The organism is Ramlibacter henchirensis, from assembly GCF_004682015.1.
GTDB lineage: Bacteria > Pseudomonadota > Gammaproteobacteria > Burkholderiales > Burkholderiaceae_C > Ramlibacter > Ramlibacter henchirensis.
In genome coordinates this window covers 1,014,721-1,035,901 of the sequence record NZ_SMLM01000001.1, presented here as the reverse complement: position 1 = coordinate 1,035,901, position 21,181 = coordinate 1,014,721, and the positions used below count along the sequence as shown (strand labels likewise).

The 21,181-nt window shown below is 69.8% G+C and carries 28 protein-coding genes; 10 read left to right on the top strand and 18 right to left on the bottom strand.

Annotated elements, in window-relative coordinates:
• Positions 1 to 26 precede the first annotated feature (26 nt).
• The 6 genes from EZ313_RS05125 to EZ313_RS05100 all read right to left on the bottom strand — a co-directional run bounded on the left by EZ313_RS05125 (position 27) and on the right by EZ313_RS05100 (position 2,610).
• Positions 27 to 302 (bottom strand): hypothetical protein, encoded by a 276-nt coding sequence (locus tag EZ313_RS05125; protein ID WP_135262120.1) that lies wholly within the window; start codon positions 300 to 302, stop codon positions 27 to 29.
• Between the two features lie 17 nt (positions 303 to 319).
• Positions 320 to 556: a DUF1653 domain-containing protein gene (locus EZ313_RS05120; protein WP_135262119.1), complete on the bottom strand. Its 237-nt coding sequence runs from the start codon at positions 554 to 556 to the stop codon at positions 320 to 322.
• A complete protein-coding gene (locus EZ313_RS05115) occupies positions 556 to 1,020 on the bottom strand; it encodes a hypothetical protein (protein ID WP_135262118.1) in 465 nt (154 codons plus the stop codon). The genes EZ313_RS05120 and EZ313_RS05115 overlap by 1 nt, the downstream gene beginning before the upstream one ends.
• A gap of 109 nt (positions 1,021 to 1,129) precedes the next feature.
• Complete coding sequence (locus EZ313_RS05110; RefSeq protein WP_135262117.1) at positions 1,130 to 1,531, bottom strand: DUF4345 domain-containing protein; 402 nt, start codon at positions 1,529 to 1,531, stop codon at positions 1,130 to 1,132.
• A gap of 19 nt (positions 1,532 to 1,550) precedes the next feature.
• Positions 1,551 to 1,799 (bottom strand): DUF1272 domain-containing protein, encoded by a 249-nt coding sequence (locus EZ313_RS05105; protein ID WP_135262116.1) that lies wholly within the window; start codon positions 1,797 to 1,799, stop codon positions 1,551 to 1,553.
• Positions 1,800 to 1,833: 34 nt separating this feature from the next.
• The gene (locus tag EZ313_RS05100; protein ID WP_135262115.1) at positions 1,834 to 2,610 is read right to left on the bottom strand and encodes a class I SAM-dependent methyltransferase; all 777 of its coding nucleotides are present in this window, start codon (positions 2,608 to 2,610) and stop codon (positions 1,834 to 1,836) included.
• An 89-nt stretch (positions 2,611 to 2,699) separates the two neighbouring features.
• On the opposite strand from EZ313_RS05100, the gene EZ313_RS05095 reads away from it, so the two are divergent.
• The gene (locus tag EZ313_RS05095) at positions 2,700 to 3,089 is read left to right on the top strand and encodes a hypothetical protein (protein ID WP_135262114.1); all 390 of its coding nucleotides are present in this window, start codon (positions 2,700 to 2,702) and stop codon (positions 3,087 to 3,089) included.
• Positions 3,090 to 3,108: 19 nt separating this feature from the next.
• Here EZ313_RS05095 and EZ313_RS05090 read toward each other — a convergent pair whose 3' ends face one another.
• Genes EZ313_RS05090 through EZ313_RS05075 form a run of 4 tightly spaced genes read right to left on the bottom strand, consistent with a single transcriptional unit; the run spans position 3,109 to position 6,660 of the window.
• Positions 3,109 to 4,407: a TRAP transporter large permease gene (locus EZ313_RS05090; RefSeq protein WP_135262113.1), complete on the bottom strand. Its 1,299-nt coding sequence runs from the start codon at positions 4,405 to 4,407 to the stop codon at positions 3,109 to 3,111.
• Positions 4,408 to 4,872 (bottom strand): TRAP transporter small permease, encoded by a 465-nt coding sequence (locus EZ313_RS05085; protein ID WP_135262112.1) that lies wholly within the window; start codon positions 4,870 to 4,872, stop codon positions 4,408 to 4,410.
• An 11-nt stretch (positions 4,873 to 4,883) separates the two neighbouring features.
• Positions 4,884 to 5,864: a TRAP transporter substrate-binding protein gene (locus EZ313_RS05080; protein WP_167772509.1), complete on the bottom strand. Its 981-nt coding sequence runs from the start codon at positions 5,862 to 5,864 to the stop codon at positions 4,884 to 4,886.
• Positions 5,865 to 5,889: 25 nt separating this feature from the next.
• Positions 5,890 to 6,660 carry an SDR family NAD(P)-dependent oxidoreductase gene (locus EZ313_RS05075; RefSeq protein WP_135262110.1) on the bottom strand — a complete coding sequence of 257 codons (771 nt, stop codon included), beginning with the start codon at positions 6,658 to 6,660 and terminating at the stop codon, positions 5,890 to 5,892.
• A 125-nt stretch (positions 6,661 to 6,785) separates the two neighbouring features.
• Between EZ313_RS05075 and EZ313_RS05070 the strand changes: the two genes are divergently transcribed.
• Positions 6,786 to 7,586, top strand: coding sequence for a cupin domain-containing protein (locus tag EZ313_RS05070; protein ID WP_135262109.1), 801 nt, complete (start codon positions 6,786 to 6,788; stop codon positions 7,584 to 7,586).
• Here the strand turns inward: EZ313_RS05070 and EZ313_RS05065 are convergent.
• The gene (locus tag EZ313_RS05065) at positions 7,583 to 8,161 is read right to left on the bottom strand and encodes a nucleotidyltransferase family protein (RefSeq protein WP_135262108.1); all 579 of its coding nucleotides are present in this window, start codon (positions 8,159 to 8,161) and stop codon (positions 7,583 to 7,585) included. The two genes, EZ313_RS05070 and EZ313_RS05065, sit on opposite strands and share 4 nt — an antisense overlap.
• Positions 8,162 to 8,208: 47 nt before the next feature.
• Between EZ313_RS05065 and pdxH the strand changes: the two genes are divergently transcribed.
• The 4 genes from pdxH (at position 8,209) to EZ313_RS05045 (ending at position 11,717) form a co-directional block, all read left to right on the top strand.
• Entirely contained in the window at positions 8,209 to 8,856 is a 648-nt protein-coding gene (gene pdxH, locus EZ313_RS05060; RefSeq protein WP_135262107.1) for a pyridoxamine 5'-phosphate oxidase, read from the top strand.
• A gap of 44 nt (positions 8,857 to 8,900) precedes the next feature.
• Positions 8,901 to 9,452 (top strand): Spy/CpxP family protein refolding chaperone, encoded by a 552-nt coding sequence (locus EZ313_RS05055; RefSeq protein ID WP_135262106.1) that lies wholly within the window; start codon positions 8,901 to 8,903, stop codon positions 9,450 to 9,452.
• 61 nt (positions 9,453 to 9,513) lie between these two features.
• On the top strand, positions 9,514 to 10,245 hold the full coding sequence (locus EZ313_RS23855; protein WP_135262105.1) for a DUF411 domain-containing protein: 732 nt from the start codon (positions 9,514 to 9,516) through the stop codon (positions 10,243 to 10,245).
• On the top strand, positions 10,242 to 11,717 hold the full coding sequence (locus tag EZ313_RS05045; protein ID WP_240788532.1) for a multicopper oxidase family protein: 1,476 nt from the start codon (positions 10,242 to 10,244) through the stop codon (positions 11,715 to 11,717). Before EZ313_RS23855 ends, EZ313_RS05045 begins: the two co-directional genes overlap by 4 nt.
• 5 nt (positions 11,718 to 11,722) lie before the next feature.
• Here EZ313_RS05045 and EZ313_RS05040 read toward each other — a convergent pair whose 3' ends face one another.
• Positions 11,723 to 11,917 (bottom strand): heavy-metal-associated domain-containing protein, encoded by a 195-nt coding sequence (locus tag EZ313_RS05040; protein ID WP_135262104.1) that lies wholly within the window; start codon positions 11,915 to 11,917, stop codon positions 11,723 to 11,725.
• A 145-nt stretch (positions 11,918 to 12,062) separates the two neighbouring features.
• On the opposite strand from EZ313_RS05040, the gene EZ313_RS05035 reads away from it, so the two are divergent.
• The 4 genes from EZ313_RS05035 to EZ313_RS05020 are packed head-to-tail and all read left to right on the top strand — an operon-like array spanning position 12,063 to position 15,361.
• A complete protein-coding gene (locus tag EZ313_RS05035) occupies positions 12,063 to 14,282 on the top strand; it encodes a heavy metal translocating P-type ATPase (protein WP_135262103.1) in 2,220 nt (739 codons plus the stop codon).
• Positions 14,275 to 14,703, top strand: coding sequence for a Cu(I)-responsive transcriptional regulator (gene cueR, locus EZ313_RS05030; RefSeq protein WP_135262102.1), 429 nt, complete (start codon positions 14,275 to 14,277; stop codon positions 14,701 to 14,703). The genes EZ313_RS05035 and cueR overlap by 8 nt, the downstream gene beginning before the upstream one ends.
• A gap of 50 nt (positions 14,704 to 14,753) precedes the next feature.
• Positions 14,754 to 14,978 carry an AbrB/MazE/SpoVT family DNA-binding domain-containing protein gene (locus tag EZ313_RS05025; RefSeq protein ID WP_135262101.1) on the top strand — a complete coding sequence of 75 codons (225 nt, stop codon included), beginning with the start codon at positions 14,754 to 14,756 and terminating at the stop codon, positions 14,976 to 14,978.
• A complete protein-coding gene (locus tag EZ313_RS05020; protein ID WP_135262100.1) occupies positions 14,975 to 15,361 on the top strand; it encodes a type II toxin-antitoxin system death-on-curing family toxin in 387 nt (128 codons plus the stop codon). The genes EZ313_RS05025 and EZ313_RS05020 overlap by 4 nt, the downstream gene beginning before the upstream one ends.
• A gap of 6 nt (positions 15,362 to 15,367) precedes the next feature.
• Here the strand turns inward: EZ313_RS05020 and sugE are convergent, their stop codons facing one another.
• From sugE to EZ313_RS04990, 6 genes are all read right to left on the bottom strand, one after another.
• Positions 15,368 to 15,685, bottom strand: a complete 318-nt coding sequence (sugE, locus tag EZ313_RS05015) for a quaternary ammonium compound efflux SMR transporter SugE (protein ID WP_135262099.1) — start codon at positions 15,683 to 15,685, stop codon at positions 15,368 to 15,370.
• 91 nt (positions 15,686 to 15,776) lie between these two features.
• A complete protein-coding gene (locus EZ313_RS05010; RefSeq protein WP_135262098.1) occupies positions 15,777 to 17,831 on the bottom strand; it encodes a hybrid sensor histidine kinase/response regulator in 2,055 nt (684 codons plus the stop codon).
• A 106-nt stretch (positions 17,832 to 17,937) separates the two neighbouring features.
• Positions 17,938 to 20,004 carry a TonB-dependent receptor gene (locus tag EZ313_RS05005; protein WP_135262097.1) on the bottom strand — a complete coding sequence of 689 codons (2,067 nt, stop codon included), beginning with the start codon at positions 20,002 to 20,004 and terminating at the stop codon, positions 17,938 to 17,940.
• Between the two features lie 73 nt (positions 20,005 to 20,077).
• A complete protein-coding gene (locus EZ313_RS05000; protein ID WP_135262096.1) occupies positions 20,078 to 20,437 on the bottom strand; it encodes a hypothetical protein in 360 nt (119 codons plus the stop codon).
• 4 nt (positions 20,438 to 20,441) lie between these two features.
• Positions 20,442 to 20,933 (bottom strand): DUF3299 domain-containing protein, encoded by a 492-nt coding sequence (locus EZ313_RS04995; RefSeq protein WP_135262095.1) that lies wholly within the window; start codon positions 20,931 to 20,933, stop codon positions 20,442 to 20,444.
• A 10-nt stretch (positions 20,934 to 20,943) separates the two neighbouring features.
• Positions 20,944 to 21,180, bottom strand: a complete 237-nt coding sequence (locus EZ313_RS04990; RefSeq protein WP_135262094.1) for a hypothetical protein — start codon at positions 21,178 to 21,180, stop codon at positions 20,944 to 20,946.
• Position 21,181: the final 1 nt, after the last annotated feature.

The window sequence follows — 21,181 nt, the reverse complement described above, 5'->3', positions numbered from 1 at the left end:
CAGGCGGGACCGCCCGCCGGCCTTCGTCAGGACTTCGTCTGGTCCGGGACGTAGACGAAACCCATGAACCCGACCGACAGCAGCCGGTCGCCCACCTTGGTGTACGACGCCACGCCGAGCGAGTGGTAGTTCGAGGCCAGCGCCGCCAGCGAACCGAGGGACAGCACGCGTGCCAGCGCGCTGCGGTCGGCCAGCGACTCCTTGATCTTGATGCGGTGGCGGTCGGGCGACGGATTGAACGCCACGGACAGGGCGAGGAGCGCGGCGATTGAGAGGATCGGGACGAGACGGGACTTGGACATTGTTGTAGTGACCTCAATCAGGGGTTGCTTGTTTCCGCGATCAGAACGAACCGGGGCTGCCTTCTTCCATCGACCTCCACGTCGCCGAAGAACATGGCATGCGGACGGACCCAGAGCCCCGAATCGTTGTAGAGCGGCCGGTACACCACCAGCGGCTCCTCCGTCTCGCTGTGGCGCGCCACGCCGAGGACCTCGTACTCGCCGCCCTTGTAGTGGCGATAGCGGCCGATGGGAGTGGGCGGAAGAGGGAGCATCACGCTTCACCCCACAGTTCATGGCACCGCAGGAATTCGTCCGCCGCAGCGTAGTCTTCGATCAGCGCGGTGCGGGTCTGGATCAAGTGGCCGAGCAAGCGAGCCACGGCCGCTCTTCGGTCCGCGTCGCAATGAAGATAGTAGGTGTTCTCTTTGAACCCGGAAGACAGGTGAAAAAGCAATTGATCCGCGTACCAGCCGTGCTCCCGTGAGGGCTCCGCCAGCGCGAGCCGGGCCAATGCCGGAAAGTAGTACGCGAAACCTTCGGCCGAAGTGAAACAGATCGGATCCCAGCCGGGATTGCCGACGTCCGCGTGCTGCAGTGTCTCGCGCGTCCTGGATCGCAGCACGTCGTCGTGCTCCGCGCACTCGCAGCAGTGCGTGTGGTTCGTGAAATGCTCGGGCCGCGGCGCCGCGCCAAAGGCGGCATCGATCGCGGCGAGGATTTCGGCGTCCGTGCTCATGGCTGGCTGGTTTGGCATGGCTGCGCTTGCGAGTCTGCCATCCTCATCGGCAAGGAACAACGAGGTTCGAGCCGAACGTCCGGCCCGCACAACAAAGCCTCCCCGGCGCCTAGGCCCTCACATGCGCGCGACTCGCCCGATGCGCGAAGGCCATGACGATGGGGACCAGCAGTTCGGGCGTCAGGTATCCGAGCCAGAGCGCCGCGGGCTCCGGCAGGCCGACCTGGCTGATGGACACCAGGCGCCCCAGCCCCGCCAGGAAGATGCCGAGCGCCAGCAGGTAGACCAGCGTGCCCTGGTTGCGCACGGTGATCGCTGCCCAGAGGCAGATGATCCCGGTGCCGAGGTACACGCCCGCCATGAAGCGATGGACGTTGTCCAGCCTCGGCGAGGTTTCGGGCTGGCCCAGGTACATCTGCAGGGAGCCGCCGACGATGCCGATCAAAGCGATGACGAACAGGCAGACCTGGACGACGCGCTGGCTGGCGGGCATTGGAAGCGAGGTCGACATGCGCGTCTCCCGATGGCCACTACGCCGACTGCACGCAGCCACCCGGCTTGTAGACACGTTCCGTGGAAGCGGGATGCTTCGCGAGCCTCGCCAGCGAACGAGTAGGCCGCGCAACGAGCTCGCCACCGCAGTTCGGACATTTGCCACCCAGGACGCTCGTGGCGCATGTCTCGCAGAAGGTGCATTTGTAGGAACAGATGCGGGCACCGGCCTCGTGGGCCGGCAGGTCCTTGTCGCAACATTCGCAGCCCGGTCTCATCTGCAGCATGGCTCGTCTCCTTTCCTGATGGTGTCCAGCCGTTTCACCGAGCCTGGCAGAGGAAATACAGCCAGTCGCCGTCGGTGCTCTCGAGATCCTCGCGCGCGAGTTCCTGGCCGTCGACCGAGAACACGCGGGTGCCGCCGAACGCCGGCTCGAGCTGGGCGAGCTGGGCCGCGGGGCGGACGTAGTAGGTCTCCAGCCGGCACTCGTGGGCGCCGTCGTTGACGATGGCCCACTCTCGCCGTTGCGCGGCCACTCGCGCGACGTGCCGCGCATGCCGAAGCCGCCATCGAAACCAGTTGCCGAGGTTGCGCCACAGCCACTCGGGATCGCGGGTGTACTGGGCCCGCAAGCGCATCAGGTGTGGAAGGGCCTCGATGTTGTGCGTCGAGAAGCAGAAGTAGCCGCCCGGCCGGCACGCCTCGTGGATCTGCTCCAGGGCGCGCAGGCGGTCTTCATGGGTCAGGTAGTCGAGGCCGTTGTAGCTGAACAGGACGAGGTCGAATCGGCGCTTGCCGAGCGCGGACAGCTCGCGCACGTCGGTGACCTCGAAGCGGCAATGTCCCGAGCCGAACTCGCGCCGGCAGTGCTCCACCATCGAGGGCGAGATGTCCACGCCAACGTAGTCCGCCACGGCCGGCGCGAAGTGCCGCGTCGTGCGGCCGCCTCCGACACCGACGTCGAGCATGGACCAGGCGCCCATGCGTGGCCGCAGCTCCGACAGAATCCGCGCCTCCGCGCCCTGCAGTCCGGTATCGCCCGCATAGCAGGCCACCATCCCCGGATCGAGCCACGTCGCCGCGTTCAGCTGCTTCATCACGAACGATCATCAGCGTTATCGTGCTGGAGCGCAAAGCTCGGTGGCGGCCCCAATGAGCGCCGGCGCACTCTGCCCCAGAATGGCGGGTGAAGGCCCACGAACTCAGCCGCAACTTGCCCGCCATGTTCACTGTCGGCATCACCCACGGTACTGCTCATCTGCTCGTCGTCGCGACGGGCACCGCGCGGCTGTGCGACGTGTGCGGCCTCGTGGACCTCGTGTCGACGGTGGCCCGCATGTGCGGTGACCGCAAGGTGGTCCTCGACCTGCTGGCCGTGCGGCCGGAGCTGAGTTTCACCGAGCACCTTCGCCTGGGCGAGCACACCGCCCACGCGCTCAGCGACATCGAAAAAGTGGCGGCCGTGGTCGACCCGCGTGAATACCGGGCCATCAGCGAGCGCTCGGCCCAGAAGCATGGACTCAACCTGAAGGCCTTCACGAGCCTGGTGGAAGCCGAGGCCTGGCTCGCGAGCTAGACCACGAGCCGGCGGCCTGTCAACCCCGGATCAGCACGCCCGGCAGCCAGAGCGCCAGCCCGGGCAGGAAGGTCACCAGCAGCAGCACGCCGATGAGCGCGAGCGTGAACGGAAGCGCCTCGCGAAACACCTGGTGCAAGGGCGCCCCCGCGATCTGCGCCGTGAGGAACGTGATCACCCCCGATGGCGGCGTCAGCTGGCCGATCATCAGGTTGAGAACCACGATCACGCCGAGGTGGACCAGGTCGATCTGGTAGGCATTGGCCAGCGGTACCAGCACCGGCACGAGCGTGACGAGCGCGACGGCCGGCTCCAGCGCCAGACCCCACAGCAGCAGCGCGATGTTGATCAGCACCAGCATGATCCAGCGGCTGTCGGTCAGGGCCAGCAGCGTCTTGGCCAGCGTGTCGCCGATGGCAAGGTTGGCGACCAGCCACGAGAAGATGCCCGAAGCCGCGATCGTCAGCAGGATCATCCCGGAGCTGATCATCGACTCGCGCGTGATCTTCAGGATGCCGCGCCAGTCGAGTTCGCGATAGAGGAACAGGCCGACCAGGATCGCGTACAGCACGGCGGCCACGCCGGCCTCGGTGGGGGTGGTGACGCCGCCGACGATGCCGCCCAGGATGATGAAGGGCATGGCCAGCGCCGGCAGCGCGTCGCGCCCGGCGGCCAGCAGGCGCCGCATCGAGGCGCGCTCGGTGTACGGGAAGTCGCGGCGGCGCGCCAGCCACGCAGCCGTGGCGAGGAGATACACCGCCATCAGCAGCCCTGGGACGGCGCCCGCCAGGAACAGCTTGCCGATGGAGACCTCGCTGACCAGCGCGTAGACCACGAACGCGATCGATGGCGGAATGATCGGCCCCATCGTCGATGCGGCGGCGACGACCGCCGCCGCGTACGCCGGCGGATAGCCCTGCTCCTTCATGGCCGGGATCACGGACGATCCGATCGCCGAAGCGTCGGCCACGGCCGAGCCCGAGACGCCGGAGAACACCATGCTGGCGAGGATGGCGACATGCGACAGCCCGCCGCGGATGTGCCCCACCAGCGCACTCGCGAACGCCAGCAGGCGCCGCGTGATGCCGCCGGTGTTCATCAGCTCACCCGCGAGGAAGAAGAACGGGATCGCGAGGAAGGCGAACGAGTCCATGCCCTGCACCATGGACGAGGCCAGCACGTTGACCGGCACCGCGCCGCCCGTGAACAGGATGAACACGAGCGAGGCGAGCCCCATCGCGAAGAACACCGGCAGGCCGGCCAGCGCCAGCGCCAGGAAGACGGCCATGAGCAGGCCGAACATCAGGATCTGCTGCACCTACGCTCCCCTGCCCTGCCGCAGGTGTCGCACCACGCGCTCGGCGAGCGCAAGCGCCATCAGCAGCGCGCCGGCGGGCAGCGACCAATAGAGCGCCGGCTGCCCGATCGGCAAGGCGGTGAAGGGAATGCCTTCCATCGCATCGATCACGGTGAAGCTGCTCACGCCGTAGACGACAACGAACACGATGCACAGCAGCAGGCTCGCGAGGTCCAGCCACCAGCGCACGCGGGGGCGGGCCTGGAAGCCCGCGAAGTCGGCGGACAGGTGGACGTTGCGGCGGACGCCGACGTAGCCGGCCAGCATGGTGGCCCACACCATCAACAGCACGCTCGCCTCGATCACCCACGAGAGAGGATCGCCCAGCACGAAGCGCCAGACGATCTGCGCGCCGCCGACCAGCACCAGCACGATCAGCAGCGCGGTGAGCAGCGCCTCCACCGCCGCGTCGAGCACGCGAAGCATGCGCGCCGGCTTCAGCGCACCGCCTGGATCTTCTGCAGCGTGCCCTTCGACCACATCTCCCCGTCGAGGCGGCGCAGCACCTCCTCGGCGCTCTTGCGGAAGGGCGCAAGGTCGGGCTCGACGATCTCCATGCCATTGGCCTTGAGCACGCTGATGGACTTGTCGGCCGTTTCCCAGGTCATCTTGCTGGCCCACTTCTCGGTTTCCGCGGCCGCCTCGGTCATCGCCTTCTGCTGGGCGGGCGTCAGGCGATTCCACTTGTCAGCGGCCATCAGCACCATCAGCCCGGACTGCACGTAGTCCAGGCGCATGGCGAACTTCTGCACCTCGTAGTACTTGGCGCCGGCGATCGCATCGAAGCCGTTGTCCTGCCCGTCCACCAGGCCCTGCTTCATCGCGAGGTAGAGCTCGGCGGCGGGGATCGGCGTGGGCGAAGCGCCCCAGGCCTTCATCACCTCGAGGATGGTGGGCGTCTCCGGCACGCGGACCTTCAGGCCCTTCATGTCCTCGGGCTTGAGCACCTTGCGGTTGGCCGTCGTCAGCTGCCGCGGCGCGCGATCGGACACATAGCCCACGTACTTGAAGCCCGCGTCCTTCTCGACCGGCGCGAGCATCTCGCGGAAGGCGGGCGAGTTCATGAAGGCCTTGAAGTGCGCGTTGTCGCGGAAGACGTAAGGCGCGAACAGCGCGTTGAAATCCTTGCCGCCCTTGGCGAGCGCCAGCGTGCCGGTGTCGGCCAGCATCATGTCGACCTGGCCGGTGCGCAGGCCCGCGTAGTTCTGGGGCAGGCTGCCGAGCTGGCCGCCGCCGAACGACTGCACCTTGAGCTCACCCTTGGTCCGGTCGGCCACTTCCTTGGCGAACTGGTCGGCGATGGGTCCCCACACCGGCGGCGGCGCCACGAAGGCCATGCGCAGCGTCTGCTGCGCATTGACCGGGGCGAAGGCCGTCAGCAGGACGGAGGGCACGAGGATTCGGAGCAGCTTGATCATCTTCGGTCTCCTGGAGGGACAGTCTCTATTGGCGCTGGCGGAAATAGTCGGCGTGGGAAGCGCCATTGGATATCAGGACCCCGCCGTCCACATCCAGTGAAGTCCCTGTACACATCGCCGCGCCGTCACCCAACAGGAACACGATGGCGTGCCCGACGTCCTCGGGCTTGACCCACTGGCCCAGCGGCACGACGGCGGCCACGGCCTCGATGCTCTCCGCGCTCAGGTTGCGCGTGATCATGGGAGTGAGCGTCGGCCCCGGGCAGACGGCGTTGACGCGGATGCGGTCGGCCGCGAGCTCGAACGCCGCGTGGCGCGTGAAGCCCAGCACCGCAGCCTTCGACGCGGTGTAGGCGGCATCGCCCGAGTACGACATGCGCTTGCCGGCGATGGAGGCCACGTTGACGACCGCGCCGCCTTCGCCGCCTTCTCGCATCAGCGCCGCCGCCTCTCGCGTGCAGAGCATGGTGCCGGTGACGTTGACGCCCATCACCCGCTGCCAGGCGGCGGCATCCATGCCGCGCACCAGGCGGCGCGACTCGATGCCCGCGCTGTTCACCAGGCCGTCCAGCCGTCCGTGCTGCTGGCGGATCTGCGCGAACGCGCCCACCACGGCGTCTTCGTCGGACACGTCCACTTCGATGAACGTGGCGCCCGCGACGGGCTGCGCCGGTTCGGCGCGGTCGAGCACGACCACCGTGTGCCCGGCCTGGGCCAGCAGTGCCACGGTCGCCGCTCCGATGCCGCTGCCGCCGCCGGTGACGGCGTGGACCTTCGATCGGGGATGGATCTGCACCGGGCGCCTCCTTGTTCGTGCGCATCCGGCACCGCCCGGATGTCGCGTTCATTACTATCGGGCCATAGCAAGGGTCGTCGCGACCCGGGCGTCCCGGGGAAACCCGTACTGCATCGAGGTTCCACATGAGCTCCAGCGCCGCCACCGCCTTGCCGTCGAGCCACGCCCTGGCCCCGGGCGTCTATGCGTACGACATGGAGGCCCTGCCCTGGCGCGAGACGCCGCGCGGCACCGCGCGCGAAAAGGCGGTGCGCCGCGACGACGAGGCCGGGCTGTTCCTCGGCCTGCTCGCCTTCGATCCGCTCAGCCGCTCGGGCGTGCACCAGCACCTGGCGACCGCGACGAGCTACTTCCTCGCGGGCTCGCTCACGGATTTCCAGGGCACGACCGGCGAAGGCGCGGTCGGCATCAACCTCGCGGGGGCGGCGCACGATGCGGTGTCGTATCCCGGCGCGTTGCTGGTCTCCCGCCTCGAGGGGCCGGTGATCATTCCGGACGGCGGGCTGGCCATCCACCCGCACGCGAAGGCGGATGCCCTGCGGCGCGCCAACCCTGAAACGCCGCCGGACCTGTGCGTCGTGCTCGACCAGACGCTCTCCGTTCCCACCCGCTTCGGCGGCGTCGCGCGCAAGGCGCTTTTCGATTACGCGGGCACCGGCGACGACCGCCGCCTGTGCAACCTGAACCTCTGGCCGCAGTGCCCGCCGCTTCGGGTGAAGCACACGGCCATCACCGATTTCTTCATCCTTGCGGGCGACCTGCTCGTCGACGACAAGCCGGTATCGGGACCGGCGTTCGTGCTGATCGAACCGGGCGCGGAGGTCACGCTGGCCAGCCGCTTCGGCTGCTCGCTGCTCGCCTGGGCGGAGGGGCCGGCGCACTGCGTGGAGAGCGGCGCCGAGTTGTACGGATTCGCGAGGCGCTAGGCGGGCGGCGCGCCCCCCGGACCTGCTGCACCGCGCACGCGCAACCGACGCTGCGCGTCCCGCAACGCCTCCACCGTGTCGATGTCCACCACCACGCCGTCGTCCTCGACCGGCAGTTCGCGCAGGCGACGGGCCTTCACGACCGATGCGGCGCCTTGAGGCCCGGACAACGCGGCAAGCGCTTCACCGCAGCTGCGCGCAAACGCAACCGGATGCCCGCGCTGCCCCTGGTACACGGGCACGACGACCTCGGCACCCTCTTCGCGCAAAGCCCGCGCGACCGCACGCAGCGTCCCGGCCCGCACCAGCGGCAGGTCGCCCGGCAGCACCAGCCACCCCGCCGCTTCCCGCGTCGCACGCACCGCGGCGGCGATCGAATCCCCCATGCCCGGATGCCCGGCGGCTTCCACATGGAACGGCAGTCCGCTCGCCCGCACCGCGTCCAGCGTCCACTCCAGCACCGGCCTGCCGGCGAGCATCGCCTGCAGCTTCGACCCCGCCCCGCCCGACGCAACGAAGCGTTCGCCGCGGCCCGAGGCCAGCACGATGACGGTGGGGAGTTCGCCGGGATCCATGCCGGCCACTGTAGCGGCGCGCGCCGGGGCCGCGTCACAATGGGCGCATGTCCAGCACGTCCGAACGCATCGCCGACCTGCGCAAAAGCTACGAGCGCGCCGAGCTGAGCGAAGAGGCCAGCCATGCCGATCCGCTGCGGCAGTTCGACCAGTGGCTGACCGAGGCGATCAGCGCGCAGATCCCCGAGCCCAACGCGATGACGCTTGCCACGGTGGCCGGCGACCTGCGCCCCAGCACGCGCATCGTGCTGATCAAGGGCTACGACGAGCGCGGCATCGTCTGGTACACGAACTACGACAGCCGCAAGGGCCGCGAGCTGGCCGGCAATCCGTATGCGGCGCTGCAGTTCCACTGGGTGGAGCTCGAGCGCGTGGTGCGCATCGAAGGCCGTGTCGAGAAGACCAGCGACGCCGAGAGCGACGCCTATTTCCATTCGCGCCCGCTCGACTCACGCATCGGCGCCTGGGCCAGCCCGCAGAGCGAGGTGATCGCCGGCCGTTCGGTGCTGGTGGCCAACGCCGCGAAATACGGGGCGCAGTTCATGCTGAAACCGCCGCGGCCGCCGCACTGGGGCGGGTACCGGCTCACGCCGGACCAGTGGCAGTTCTGGCAGGGCCGCAAGAGCCGGCTGCACGACCGGCTGAGGTACACGCGCGAAGGTGACGGCTGGATCCGCGAGCGGCTCGCGCCTTGACACGACGTCGCGGCCGACGGAGACGAACCGAAAAGGAGCACCGGATGAAGATCGCATCGACCCTCGCCCTGGCGTCGCTCGTCGCGTCGGCGTCCCTGGCGCAAGTCGGCCCCTATGCCGGCCAGCAGGATCGCGCCATCAAGGCCTTGTCCGAACGTGACATCGCCGAGCTGCGGCAAGGCCAGGGCATGGGGCTGGCCAAGGCGGCGGAACTGAACGGCTATCCCGGCCCTGCTCATGTGCTGGAGCATGCGGCGGCCCTTTCGCTCACGCCCGCGCAACGCTCGGCCAGCGAAGCGCTGATGCACGGCCACAAGGCCCGGGCACGCGAGCTGGGAGAGTCGGTGATCGAAGCGGAGCGCGCGCTCGACAACGCCTTCGCCTCGCGCCGGGTCGACAGTGCCCTGCTGCAGCGGCTGACGAGCGAGATCGGCCTTCGCCAGGCGCGCTTGCGCGAGGAGCACCTGCGCGCGCACCTGGAGCAGGCCGCGCTGCTGGAGCCGCAGCAGGTCGAGCGCTACCGGCAGCTGCGCGGCTACGCCTCGCCCGAACAGACTTCGCCGAAGTCCAGTGGCCCTCACCGCGGGCACCATTGACCTGAATCAGGAACCAACCGGCAAGATCAGGGTCGCGCGTGCGCGACAGGAGCAAGAAGAGATGAGCATGGAATCGAACCTGGATCGCCGCAGCATCCTGGCCGCCGGGCTGGCCCTGCTGGGCACGTCGGTCGGTGTTCAGGCCCAGCAGGCCAGGCCGGGCACGCTGGTCGAGGTCTGGAAAGACCCGACGTGCGGCTGCTGCCAGGATTGGGTCGCCCACCTGGAGGCCAACGGCTTCAAGGTGAAGGTGAACGATACCGGCAACAACGCCGTGCGCAGCCGGCTGGGCATCGACCGCAAGTACGGCTCCTGCCACACGGCCGTCGTGGGCGGCTATGCGCTGGAAGGCCACGTCCCCGCGCGCGAGATCCAGCGGCTGCTGCGCGAGAAGCCGCAGGCGATCGGCCTGGCGGTGCCGGGCATGCCGGTCGGCTCGCCCGGCATGGACGGCGAGGTGTATGGCGGGCGCAAGGACGCGTTCGACGTGCTGCTGCTGGCGCGCGACGGCAGTTCCAGGGTCTACCAGCACTACGACGGCAACAAGGCGAAGGCGGCGGCCAAGGATGCCGAGCTCACCGAAGGCGAGGTCCGCAACGTCGACTGGCAGAACCGCAAGGTCACGCTGCGCCATGGGGCCATCCGCAACCTGGACATGGCGCCGATGACGATGGTGTTCCAGGTCAGCGACCCGGCGATGCTGGACCCGCTCAAGGTCGGCGACAAGGTCCGCTTCGCCGCGTCCGCTGAAGGCGGCACGTACACGGTCACGCAGATCCAGCAGGTCAAGTGAAAGGCCGTATGGACATCGCAGGGGCTTCCATGCCGCGCGATGCGAACGGCGCAAGCGGGCCGCTGCTCACCCGGCGGCAGTGCTTGGCATTGCCGTTCGCCACGATGGCCACGACGGCCTGCACGGCGCCGCCCGGCAGGTCGCAGCGAGTCGTCGAGGTGGACCTCGTCGCCGCGCCCGGCACGGCCATGCTGCGCGGCAGCGGTCAGCCGGCAGTCGACGTCTGGTCCTATGGCGGCGCCGTGCCGGGCCCGCAGATCCGCGCCGTGCAGGGCAGCCGACTGCGCGTCAATTTCGAGAACCGCCTTCCGGCGGAGACCACCGTGCACTGGCACGGGATGCGCGTGCCGCACGCAATGGACGGCGTGCCGCACCTGACCCAGGCGCCGGTGCCGCCGGGCGGGCGCTTCCGCTACGAGTTCGACCTGCCCGATGCCGGCACCTACTGGTACCACTCGCATTCGCGCAGCAGCGAGCAGGTGGAGCGCGGCCTGTATGGGTCGATCGTGGTCGAGGAGCAGCGCCCATTGCCGGTGGACCGTGAGCTGACCTGGGTTCTGGACGACTGGCGCCTCGCGCGCGACGGGCGCATCAGCGGCGACTTCGCGCAGCCGCATGACGTGGCGCATGCGGGGCGCATCGGCAACGTGGTGACGGTCAATGGACAAGTGCCGGGCGACGTGCGAGTGCGCCGTGGCGAAAGGCTGCGGCTGCGCCTCGTCAACGCAGCGAACGCGCGCATCTTCGGGCTGCAGTTCGACGGGCACCGGTCGCTGGTCGTCGCCATCGACGGCCAGCCGGTCGCGCCGCACGAGCCGGATCGCAACACCGTGGTGCTGGCCCCGGGCATGCGCGTGGACCTGGTGCTCGATGCGATGGGGCGGCCGGGCGAGCGGCACGCGGTCGGGGACGTCTTCTATCCGCGCGCCGCGTACGACCTGCTGCGCCTGGCCTACGACGAAGGCGCCGTCCGCGAGAAGGCGCTGCCGCGGCCGGAGGCGATCGCACCCAACCCGCTGCCCGATCCGGACCTCGCCGCCGCGCAGCTGCACGAACTGCGCTTCGAAGGCGGCATGCATGGCGGCCTGCACCAGGCGATGCTCGATGGCCGGTCCGTGCCCTTCATGTCGCTGCTGCGTTCGGGCAAGGCCTGGGCCGTGAACGGCACGGTGGCCGATTCACACGTGCATGAGCCGGTGCTGACGCTGCGGCGCGGGCGTTCGTACCGCCTGGGCTTCGTCAACGACACGCGCTGGCACCACCCGATGCACCTGCACGGCCACAGCTTGCGCGTGCTTTCGCGCAACGGCGTGCCCACCCGGCATCGCGAGTGGCAGGACACGGTGCTGCTCGCGCCGGACGAACGCGCCGAGGTCGCATTCGTCGCCGACAACCCGGGCGACTGGATGCTGCACTGCCATGTGCTGGAGCACCAGGACGGCGGGATGATGGCCGTGGTGCGGGTGGCCTGAAGTCTTCAGGTGGCCGGCGTGTAGCCCGCCTCCTTCAGCGCGTCGACGAACCGCTCGCGCGGCTGCGGCGACTCGACGCGCGCCTGCTTGCTCGCCAGGTCCACTTCGACCCGCGCCTGCGGATCGACTTCGTGGGCGGCTTCCGTCACGGCCTGGACGCAGTGGCCGCAGCTCATCGCCGGGAGGCTGAATTCATGCATGGCTGACTCCTGTGTTGAAGCCTCGATGCTGGAGCTTGCCACGGGGGCAAGGTCAACGAGGCTGCCGCAGCGCCCCTTCATTCCCGAGGGCCATGCGCGCGCCATCGCTTGACCTTACCATGATGGAAAGGTTCAGACTGCCTGCATGAACACTGCCGCCCTTGCCTCCCCTCCTTCGTCGCTCGCCCCGGTCCGCCTGCAGATCGAGGGCATGACCTGCGCGTCCTGCGTCAACCGCGTCGAGCGTGCGCTCAGGAAGGTGCCGGGCGTGGAAACCGCGACGGTGAACCTCGCGACCGAAACGGCCGAGGTCTGCCTGCTCGATCCCGCGACCGACCCGGCCGCGCTCTCCGCCGCCGTCGAGAAGGCCGGCTACCGCGCGCAGCTGGTGGTGGAGGAGACGCCCGGCAAGCGCGAGGACTCCGCATTGCAAAGCGCGTGGCCCGTCATCATCGCGGCCCTGCTTTCGCTTCCGCTGGTGCTGCAGATGATCGGCATGGCGGCCGGCCGCGACGACTGGATGCTGCCGCCCTGGGTACAGCTTGCGCTGGCCACGCCGGTGCAGTTCTGGCTGGGCGCGCGCTTCTACCGCGCGGGCTGGGCCGCGCTGCGCGATCGCAGCGGCAACATGGACCTGCTGGTCGCGATCGGCACGTCGGCCGGCTGGGGCCTGAGCGTATGGCTGATGCTGCGCCATGCCGGCCACGGCATGCCGCACCTGTACTTCGAGGCTTCGGCCGTGGTCATCACGCTGGTGCTGCTGGGCAAGTGGCTGGAAGGGCGCGCCAAGCGGCAGACCACGGCGGCGATCCGCGCGCTCAACGCGCTGCGGCCCGACACGGCCCACGTGCAGCGCGATGGCCGCGAGGTGGATGTTGCGCTCGCGCAGCTCGTGGTGGGCGACCGCATCGTCGTGCGCCCCGGCGAGCGCATGCCCGCGGACGGCGTGGTGCTCGAAGGCAGCAGCCACCTCGACGAATCGATGATCACCGGCGAGAGCCTGCCGGTGGCCAAGCACGCCGGCGATGCGGTCACCGGCGGCTCGGTCAATGCCGAGGGCCTGCTGGTCGTGCGGGCCACGGCGCTCGGCGCCGAGAGCACGCTGGCGCGCATCGTGCGCCTGGTCGAATCCGCTCAGGCGAAGAAGGCGCCGATCCAGCGCCTGGTGGACCAGGTGAGCGCGGTGTTCGTGCCGGTCGTGCTCGTGCTGGCGCTGCTCACGCTGCTGGGCTGGGGCCTGTCGACCGGGCAGTGGGAAGGTGCGATCCTGAACGCCGTCGCGGTGCTGGTGATCGCCTGCCCCTGTGCGCTGGGGCTGGCGACGCCCGCGGCCATCATGGCCGGCACCGGCGTGGCGGCACGGCGCGGTATCCTGATCAAGGACGCCGAAGCGCTGGAGGTGGCGCACCGGCTCGACGTGGTCGCGTTCGACAAGACCGGCACGCTGACCGAAGGCAAACCGCGGCTCGTCGCTTGCGAGCCGGCCGGCATTGCGCGCGAGGAGCTGCTGGCGCTGGCCGCGTCGCTGCAGGCCGGCAGCGAGCATCCGCTGGCGCGTGCGGTGACTGGGGCGGCGCGCGACAGCGGCATCGCCGTGCGAGCGGCCGAAGGCGTGCAGGCGGTGGCGGGGCGGGGCATCTCCGGCCGCGTCGACGGGCGCGAGCTGCGCCTGGGCAGCACGCGCTGGATGACGGAGCTCGGCGTCGCTTCGGCCCCCCTCGCCGATGCCGCGGCGGCGGCGCAGGCCTCTGGCCAGACGGTCTCCTGGCTGGCCGACGTGACGGGCGCGCCGCGCCTGCTCGGGCTGCTGGCGTTCGGGGACACGCTCAAGCCCACGGCCGCCAGCGGCCTCGCGCAGTTGAAGGCCCAGGGCGTGCGCACGGTGCTGGTCTCCGGCGACAACGCGGGCGCTGCGAGGGCCGTTGCTTCTCAGCTCGGCATCGACGACGTGCGGGCCGAAGTGCTGCCGCAGGACAAGGCGCGCATCGTGTTGGAGCTCCGGGCGGGCGGCGACACGGTGGGCATGGTGGGTGACGGCATCAACGACGCGCCCGCGCTCGCCGCGGCGGACGTCGGCATCGCGATGTCCAGCGGCACCGACGTGGCCATGCATGCGGCCGGCATCACGCTGATGCGCGGCGACCCGGCCCTGGTGGCCGATGCTCTCGACATCTCGCGCCGCACCTACGCCAAGATCCGGCAGAACCTGTTCTGGGCGTTCATCTACAACGTGGTCGGCATCCCTCTCGCGGCGCTCGGTTGGCTCAGCCCCGTCGTGGCCGGGGCCGCGATGGCGTTCAGCAGCGTGAGTGTCGTGACCAACGCGCTGCTGCTGCGCCGCTGGAAAGGAGCCCGTCATGGCTGAAGGCGCCCTGCTCAACATCGGCGAGGCTGCGCGCCGCTCGGGCGTGTCGGCCAAGATGGTGCGGCACTACGAATCGCTCGGACTGCTGCCCGCCGTGAACCGCACCGAGTCGGGCTACCGCCAGTACGGCGACAGCGAGGTGCACACGCTGCGCTTCATCCGCCGCGCCCGCGACCTGGGCTTCTCGATGGCGGAGATCGCTGAACTGCTCAAGCTCTGGCAGGACCGCCGCCGCTCCAGCCACCAGGTGCACCGCATCGCGCAGCGGCACGTCGACGAACTCACGCGCAAGCTGCAGGAGATGGAGGCCATGCGCCGCACGTTGCAGCACCTGATCGACTGCTGCCATGGGGACGAGCGGCCGGAGTGTCCGATCCTGGAGGAACTCGGTGGCCAGAAGCTGAGCCGGTCCCCCCTTTGACAATGTCAAAACCTGGATTATTATAACAACCGTTATTACAGGGCTCCGGCATGTACACGCTCAAACTGACCCAGATCGGCAACTCGGTCGGCGCAGTCTTTCCAAAGGAAATGCTGGCGCGTCTCAACCTCGAGAAAGGCGACGAGCTGTACCTCACCGACTCGCCTGAGGGTCTGCGGCTCACGGTGCACAACCCCGAGTTCGAGGCCCAGATGAAGGCTGCGCGCGGAATCATGAAGAAGCGCCGGGCCGTGCTTCGCGAGCTGGCCAAGTGAGGGAGTGGATCTGGCTTCAGCACGATGTCGTGCTGGCGATCCACGAGGAACAGCTCGCCGAGCATGGTGGAGGCGCAGGGATCCGCGATGCCGGCTTGCTCGATTCCGCACTCGCCCGCCCGCAGAACACCGCAGCTTATAAGTCCCCCGATGCCGCCGACCTCGCGGCCGCGTACGCCTATGGACTTTCTCGCAATCACCCGTTCATGGATGGGAACAAGCGAACCGGTTTCGTGGCGCTCGAACTGTTCCTGCAACTGAACGGACATGAGTTGCAGGCAACGGACACGGACTGCGTGCTGGCGATGCTGACCGTTGCCGCTGGCGACATCACGGAAGCGCAACTCGCCGACTGGGTCCGCCGGCACATGAAGGCGGCTTGAGATTCCTCACGCGTGCGTGAGCTTCAACCCCACGATCCCTCCCAGGATCATCGCCACGCACAGCAACCGCGCCGCCGTGGCCGGCTCATGGAACAGCACGATGCCCAGGACCACGGTGCCTACCGCGCCGATCCCGGTCCAGACGGCGTAGGCGGTGCCCACGGGCAGGCTGCGCATCGCCCAGCCGAGCAGCACGACGCTGACGACCATCGCCACCACCGTGGCCACCGAGGGCCAGAAGCGGCTGAATCCTTCCGTGTACTTCAGGCCGATCGCCCAGCCCACTTCGAACAGGCCCGCCACGACGAGCACGATCCAAGGCATGTTGTTGCTCTTTCGAAAAACGAAGCGCGCAGCCTAGCAGCGCGACCGCCGCGCTGCCGGGGAGGAACGCGAAGACCTGCGACCGTGCGGTCTATGCCGCCGGCGGCGCCTTCGCGGCCGCGGCCGCGGTCTCTTCCACCGTGCGCCGCAACGTCTCGGCTTCCACCGGCTTGGTCAGGTGCAGGTCGAAGCCCGCCTTCGCAGTGCGCTCGCGGTCGAGGTCCGTTCCCCAGCCGGTGAGCGCCACCACGCGTGTCGCACCAAGCTGCGGATCGCTGCGAATACGGCGGCACGCCTCGAGGCCATCCATCACCGGCAGTCCCAGGTCCAGCAGCACGAGGTCGGGCCGGAAACTGCGCACCAGTTCCACGCCCGCGGCGCCGTCGCAGGCCGAGCGCACCTCGTGTCCCAGCAGCTCGAGCAGCTCCACCAGGGACGCGCGACCGTCGTCGTTGTCTTCGACGACGGCGATGCGCAAGGCGTCGCCGCTCTCGCCTGCCGCTGCCTGCCGCGGGAATTGCGGCGCGAGCGCCGGCGCCCCGCCCATCCGCGGCAGCCGAACGCTGAAGGTGGCGCCGCGGCCCAGGCCTTCGCTGCGCACGGAAACAGCGCCGCCGTGCATCTGCACCAGCGTCTTGACCAGCGACAGCCCGATGCCCAGACCGCCGCGCGCGCGCGAAGCGGTGTGCTCCAGCTGCGTGAACATCTGGAAGACGCGGTCCTGGTCCGCCGGCGGGATGCCGACACCGTTGTCGGCCACTTCGAGCAGCACGTCGCCGCCTTCGACCGAGCCGCTCACGACGATGCGTCCGCCCTCGGGCGTGTACTTGGCCGCGTTGCCCAGCAGGTTGCCCAGCACCTGCACCAGTCTCGTGGCATCCGCATGCACGAACACGTTTTCCGCGAGCGCGCGCACCTGCAGCTGATGCCGCCCTTCTTCGATGGCCGGACGCGCGACGTCCACCGCTTCACGCACAAGGTCCGCCACACGGTGCGGCTCCAGCTGCAGCCGGATCAGCCCACGATTGATGCGGGAAAGATCCAGCAGGTCGTCGATCAGCCGGGCCATCTGGGAGACCTGCCGGTCCACCACGTCGCGCGCGCGGGCCAGCCGTTCGGGATCGTCCGAGCGCCGCAGCATGGCCATGGCGTACTTGATCGGCGCCAGCGGGTTGCGCAGCTCGTGCGCCAGCGTAGCCAGGAATTCGTCCTTGCGCCGGTCCTGCTCGCGCAGCATGGCGCTGTCGCGCACGCGTTCGATGTGGGCCCAGCAGCGGTCCACCACCTCGCCGACAAGCGCGATCTCGTGTTCGGTCCAGTCGCGCGGCCGCGACTGGTGCACGGCCATCATGGCCACCAGCCGCCCCTGCTTGATCAGCCCGGCGCAGATGATGGCCTTGATGCCGATGGCATTGAACATGCGGCCGCCGCCCTCCTCGCCCAGCTCGCGGTCGACGTCGCGCACCACCAGGTGCTGGCCGCGGCGCAGGTTCGTGGTGGCCTGCGGCCCGAACAGCTCAAGCGAGTAGACGCCGGCGCTGGTGGGCACGCCCGGGACGCTCCAGTCGTTGCGGATGGTAAAGCGGTCGCCATCCGGCTCCACGTCGGCGTAGGCGCAGCGGGTGGCGCCGAGGTACTCGCCGAGCATCCGCGCCGTCACGCCCATCAGCTCGCCGGCTTCGGTGAGTTCGCGCGTGGCCTGCCCCAGCCGGTCGAGGAAGCGGAACCGCAGTTCGCTTTCCTGCAGCGCCACCTGAGCGCGCCGGCTCGCCGTGTCGTCCACGCACACGCCCACCCACTCGCGCAGCACGGCGCCCTCCATCACGGGCGTGCCCTGCGCCTGCACGTGCCGGTACTCGCCGTCGTGGCGGCGCAGGCGGTAGGCATGGTCGAACGGGACCTTGGCCTGCGTGGCCGCGCGCCAGGCGTCTTCGAGGCCGGGCCGGTCGTCGGGATGCACCGCCTGGATCCAGCCCCAGCCGCGGTAGGCCTCGAAAGCCTGACCGGTGAAGGCAGCCCAGGAGGGGTTCACCTGGGAGACGGAACCGTCCGGTGCGGTGTACCAGACGATGGTGGAAGTGTTGGTGGCGAGCGCCTGAAGCCGCTGGTGGGCGCCGTGCGGCTCTTCGTTCTCGCGTTTCGACATGGACGGGCATGCTAGCGGGTTGGGCGCGGGCCCCGGGTCGGCCTGCGCCCCGCGTGTTGCCGGACAGTCCCGCGCGTGGGGGCCCGGCCATGAGGGCAACTCGCGCTCAGAAGTCCATCCGCACGCCCGCTCGCACGCTGCGCCCCGGCAGCGGCACGCGCCCCGGAGCGGACTGCGTCAGGATCGAGGTCGCGCTGTACGCAAGCCGATCGCCCAGGTTGTCCAGGCGCAGGAACCACAGCAGGTCCGCCGAACCGGCCGAAGCCTTGTACGTGAGCGCAGCGTTCCACAGCGTGTAGCCGGCCACGGGTGCATCGCCGGCCGGCACGCGGGCCTGGCGCGCCCAGTGGTCGAAGCCGAGCCGCGCACCCCAGGGTCCGGAGCCCCAGACCGCGGTGGCGCCCAGGCGCACAGGCGCGATGCGCGGCAGCGGCTGGCCAAGCGTCAGGTTGTCGGCGCGCACGAGGTCGCCGCGCAATTCCAGGTCCACCGTGTTTGCGCCCTCGAGCAGCCGCACCGAGCCCTCCGCTTCCAGGCCGCGCAGCCGCGCCGACACCTGCTGGTAAGCGAACTCCGGCAGCAGGGGCTCGGTGCAGCCCGACTCGGCCGACGTGCCATCGCCGCAATCGGTTGCGCCCGTGCCGGCGCCGTTGCCTGCGGCGTCCCGCGACAGGCCGGTCGCGAGCAGCGCGATGTAGTTGCGGAAACGGTTCTGGAACGCGCTGAGCTTCAGACGGTGGGCGCCCGCCTTCCACTGCACGCCCAGGTCGATGCTGGTCGATCGCTCGATGCCCAGCGCTGCATTGCCCAGCTCGTATGCCGCCGTGGCCACGTGCGGTCCGTCGGAGAAGAGCTCGTAGTCCTTGGGCGCGCGTTGCGTGCGGCTCAGGGTGCCGGTCGCCTGCCAGGACGGGTTCAGGTTCCAGACACTGCCGAGCGAAGCACTCGCGGGACGGAAGGTCCGGCGCCCCGGCGTGAAGCGGGCGAGTTCCGGATCGCCGAACGACTCGACGGAGACGCGCTCGGTGCGCGCTCCGAATGTCAGCTTGCCCCAGCCGGTGCCGAGTTCCTCGTAGACGAACAGCGCGCGCTGGCGCGTCTCACCCGGAGGCACGAACGCCTCGGCGCCTTGCGCGGACAGCGTGGCTTCGTCGACGTGCAGTCCCACCAGTCCTTCCAGCGGACCGAGCGGCGCGTGGCGCGCCTCCAGCCGCACGTCGTGGCCTTCCGTGCGGAACACGGTGCCCGGCACGCCCGCTTCCGACTCGGTGTGGCGGTAGTCCGTCTGCAAAGCCTGCAGCTTCAGGCCTTGCAGCGCGCCGCGCAGGTTGCGCACTTCGCCCTGCACCGCGACGCGGCGCGAGCGCACGTCCAGCCGCACTTCGTCTTCCGCGACGGAGCCGTAGCCGCTGCGGAAGTCGCTCACGGAAGCGCCGAGATAGCCCTTGTCGAAGAAGGCCGAGGCACCCACCGCGCCGCCGTGCGCGTCGCCGTCGGAATTGCAGATGCGCCGTGAGAGCCGCGTGACGCCGTCCTGCGTGCAAGGCAGCGTAACCGGCACCCGCGTCTCGTCGAAGCGGCGGCCGAATGCGTCCACGTGCAGGCCGATGCGCTTGGTGCCGCCTTCGACCATCACGGCGCCCTGGCGCTCGCGGTTGGCGCTGGCAGCGCTGGCGTCGGCGCGGCCGGTCACGCCATCCAGCGGCCGGGTCGGGATGCGGTTGTCGACCAGGTTCACCACGCCGCCGACCGCGTTGCCGCCGTATAGCAGCGCGCCCGGGCCGCGCAGCACCTCGATGCGCTCGACGGCGATCGGGTCCATCGACACCGCGTGGTCGTAGCTCAGGCCAGAGACGTCGCGCAGAGCGCCGCCGTTCTCCAGGATGCGGATGCGGTCGCCGTCGAGGCCGCGGATCACGGGGCGGCTGGCCGCCGGGCCGAAGTACGTGCTCGAGACGCCGGGCACGCCGTTGAGCGTCTCGCCCAGCGAGCCCTGCTGCCGCAGCAGCAGGCCGGTGCCGGAAAGCTCGGACACGGGCGCGGCGGTCTGCGGGGCGCCGAGCGGGTTGGCCGTCACGGTGACCGGCGCGAGGGACGTGCCCTGCGCCGCCGCGGCGCCGCACAGGAACCAGGAAGCCGCGGCACACGCGCCGCGGCGGAAAGGGATCTTCATGGAACGACTCCGGTGATCGGGACAGGACGCGCGGGCGCGCCGGGCAACGCCGGAGCACCTGCGAGCGAGCGGATCAGCGGAGTGCGGGCGGGCCGCGGGCGTCGAACAGCGCCGCCCAGCGCGCGACGGCGTCGCGTTCCAGGCGGGGCAGGAGGAAAAGGACCGGCAGCAGCGGCAGCGCGAGGGCCGGCAGGGCGGGCAGCAGGTCCGAGTGGGTCAGCTGGTCGAACAGCCGGCAGCTGGTGTCGTCGTCATGCGCGGCGAACAGCGTGGCGGTGCCGTGCAGGTGGACCGACGGGTCCACGGCCCGCTCCTCTGCTTGCGCCTGCTTGTGCGCGTGGGCCTGCGGCCCGTGCACGATGCGGTGCATGTGACCGAGCGCCGGCGCGGCCAGCAAGGCCGCGACCAGCCACCACAGGGCCCAGCGCCGCACGACGCTACTTGACCGGCACCGCGTCCGTCACGCGGTAGTACAGGCCGTACGGGTCGTCGTTGAGCGTGGCGAACTTGCCCTCCACGACCACCGGCTCCATGGTGTAGCGCACCGGGGTTTTCGTCTTGACCTCGACCATGCTCTCCGGCCCGCCCGGCTGGCAGAAGCCGCAGGACAGCGGCACCGAGGACAGCAGGAAGTGGCTCTGCTTTTCGCCCGGCTCCAGCGGCATCATGAAGCCCTGGATGCGCTGCGGCTTCTGGTCGAGCGCCAGCTGTTCGGGCTGGAACAGCGGCAGCACCTTGTTCTTCTCGGTTCTGGTCTTCACCGACGTGAGCGTCGACCAGGGCACGACATCGCTGCGCTGGGGCAGCGGCGCGAACGGGCTGTTGGGGCTGTGCACGCCCGGGCCGCTGCCCTGCGGGACGGGCGAGGCGAGTTGAGCCTGCGCGGCGGTGGCCAGGATGGCGGCGATCAGCGTGAGGGCGGCTTTCATGGTGTTGGGCTCAGTGCTCGTGCTTCATTCCGCAGTATCGCCCGATCGCCAGGCCCTTGCAGGACGCCTGCAGGTCCTTCATGCACACGTCGGGCTTCTTGCCCGATTCAAGGCACTTCGCGGCCGCCTCGTGCGCCGCGGCCATGGCGCGGTGGCGCTGGATGTCCTTCTTGACCTCTTCGGCGGAGTGGGCCTGGGCCCACGCCACGCAGGGCGCGGCCAGCAGGAGCAGAAGCAGCTTTCGCATG

Bases quoted from the DNA above. Each gene is read 5' to 3' on its own strand.
- EZ313_RS05125 (WP_135262120.1), bottom strand. From the start codon at position 302: ATGTCCAAGTCCCGTCTCGTCCCGATCCTCTCAATCGCCGCGCTCCTC.
- EZ313_RS05120 (WP_135262119.1), bottom strand. From the start codon at position 556: ATGCTCCCTCTTCCGCCCACTCCCATCGGCCGCTATCGCCACTACAAG.
- EZ313_RS05115 (WP_135262118.1), bottom strand. From the start codon at position 1,020: ATGAGCACGGACGCCGAAATCCTCGCCGCGATCGATGCCGCCTTTGGC.
- EZ313_RS05110 (WP_135262117.1), bottom strand. From the start codon at position 1,531: ATGTCGACCTCGCTTCCAATGCCCGCCAGCCAGCGCGTCGTCCAGGTC.
- EZ313_RS05105 (WP_135262116.1), bottom strand. From the start codon at position 1,799: ATGCTGCAGATGAGACCGGGCTGCGAATGTTGCGACAAGGACCTGCCG.
- EZ313_RS05100 (WP_135262115.1), bottom strand. From the start codon at position 2,610: ATGAAGCAGCTGAACGCGGCGACGTGGCTCGATCCGGGGATGGTGGCC.
- EZ313_RS05085 (WP_135262112.1), bottom strand. From the start codon at position 4,872: ATGCTTCGCGTGCTCGACGCGGCGGTGGAGGCGCTGCTCACCGCGCTG.
- EZ313_RS05080 (WP_167772509.1), bottom strand. From the start codon at position 5,864: ATGATCAAGCTGCTCCGAATCCTCGTGCCCTCCGTCCTGCTGACGGCC.
- EZ313_RS05070 (WP_135262109.1), top strand. From the start codon at position 6,786: ATGAGCTCCAGCGCCGCCACCGCCTTGCCGTCGAGCCACGCCCTGGCC.
- EZ313_RS05065 (WP_135262108.1), bottom strand. From the start codon at position 8,161: ATGGATCCCGGCGAACTCCCCACCGTCATCGTGCTGGCCTCGGGCCGC.
- pdxH (WP_135262107.1), top strand. From the start codon at position 8,209: ATGTCCAGCACGTCCGAACGCATCGCCGACCTGCGCAAAAGCTACGAG.
- EZ313_RS05055 (WP_135262106.1), top strand. From the start codon at position 8,901: ATGAAGATCGCATCGACCCTCGCCCTGGCGTCGCTCGTCGCGTCGGCG.
- EZ313_RS23855 (WP_135262105.1), top strand. From the start codon at position 9,514: ATGAGCATGGAATCGAACCTGGATCGCCGCAGCATCCTGGCCGCCGGG.
- EZ313_RS05040 (WP_135262104.1), bottom strand. From the start codon at position 11,917: ATGCATGAATTCAGCCTCCCGGCGATGAGCTGCGGCCACTGCGTCCAG.
- EZ313_RS05035 (WP_135262103.1), top strand. From the start codon at position 12,063: ATGAACACTGCCGCCCTTGCCTCCCCTCCTTCGTCGCTCGCCCCGGTC.
- cueR (WP_135262102.1), top strand. From the start codon at position 14,275: ATGGCTGAAGGCGCCCTGCTCAACATCGGCGAGGCTGCGCGCCGCTCG.
- EZ313_RS05025 (WP_135262101.1), top strand. From the start codon at position 14,754: ATGTACACGCTCAAACTGACCCAGATCGGCAACTCGGTCGGCGCAGTC.
- sugE (WP_135262099.1), bottom strand. From the start codon at position 15,685: ATGCCTTGGATCGTGCTCGTCGTGGCGGGCCTGTTCGAAGTGGGCTGG.
- EZ313_RS05010 (WP_135262098.1), bottom strand. From the start codon at position 17,831: ATGTCGAAACGCGAGAACGAAGAGCCGCACGGCGCCCACCAGCGGCTT.
- EZ313_RS05005 (WP_135262097.1), bottom strand. From the start codon at position 20,004: ATGAAGATCCCTTTCCGCCGCGGCGCGTGTGCCGCGGCTTCCTGGTTC.
- EZ313_RS04995 (WP_135262095.1), bottom strand. From the start codon at position 20,933: ATGAAAGCCGCCCTCACGCTGATCGCCGCCATCCTGGCCACCGCCGCG.
- EZ313_RS04990 (WP_135262094.1), bottom strand. From the start codon at position 21,180: ATGCGAAAGCTGCTTCTGCTCCTGCTGGCCGCGCCCTGCGTGGCGTGG.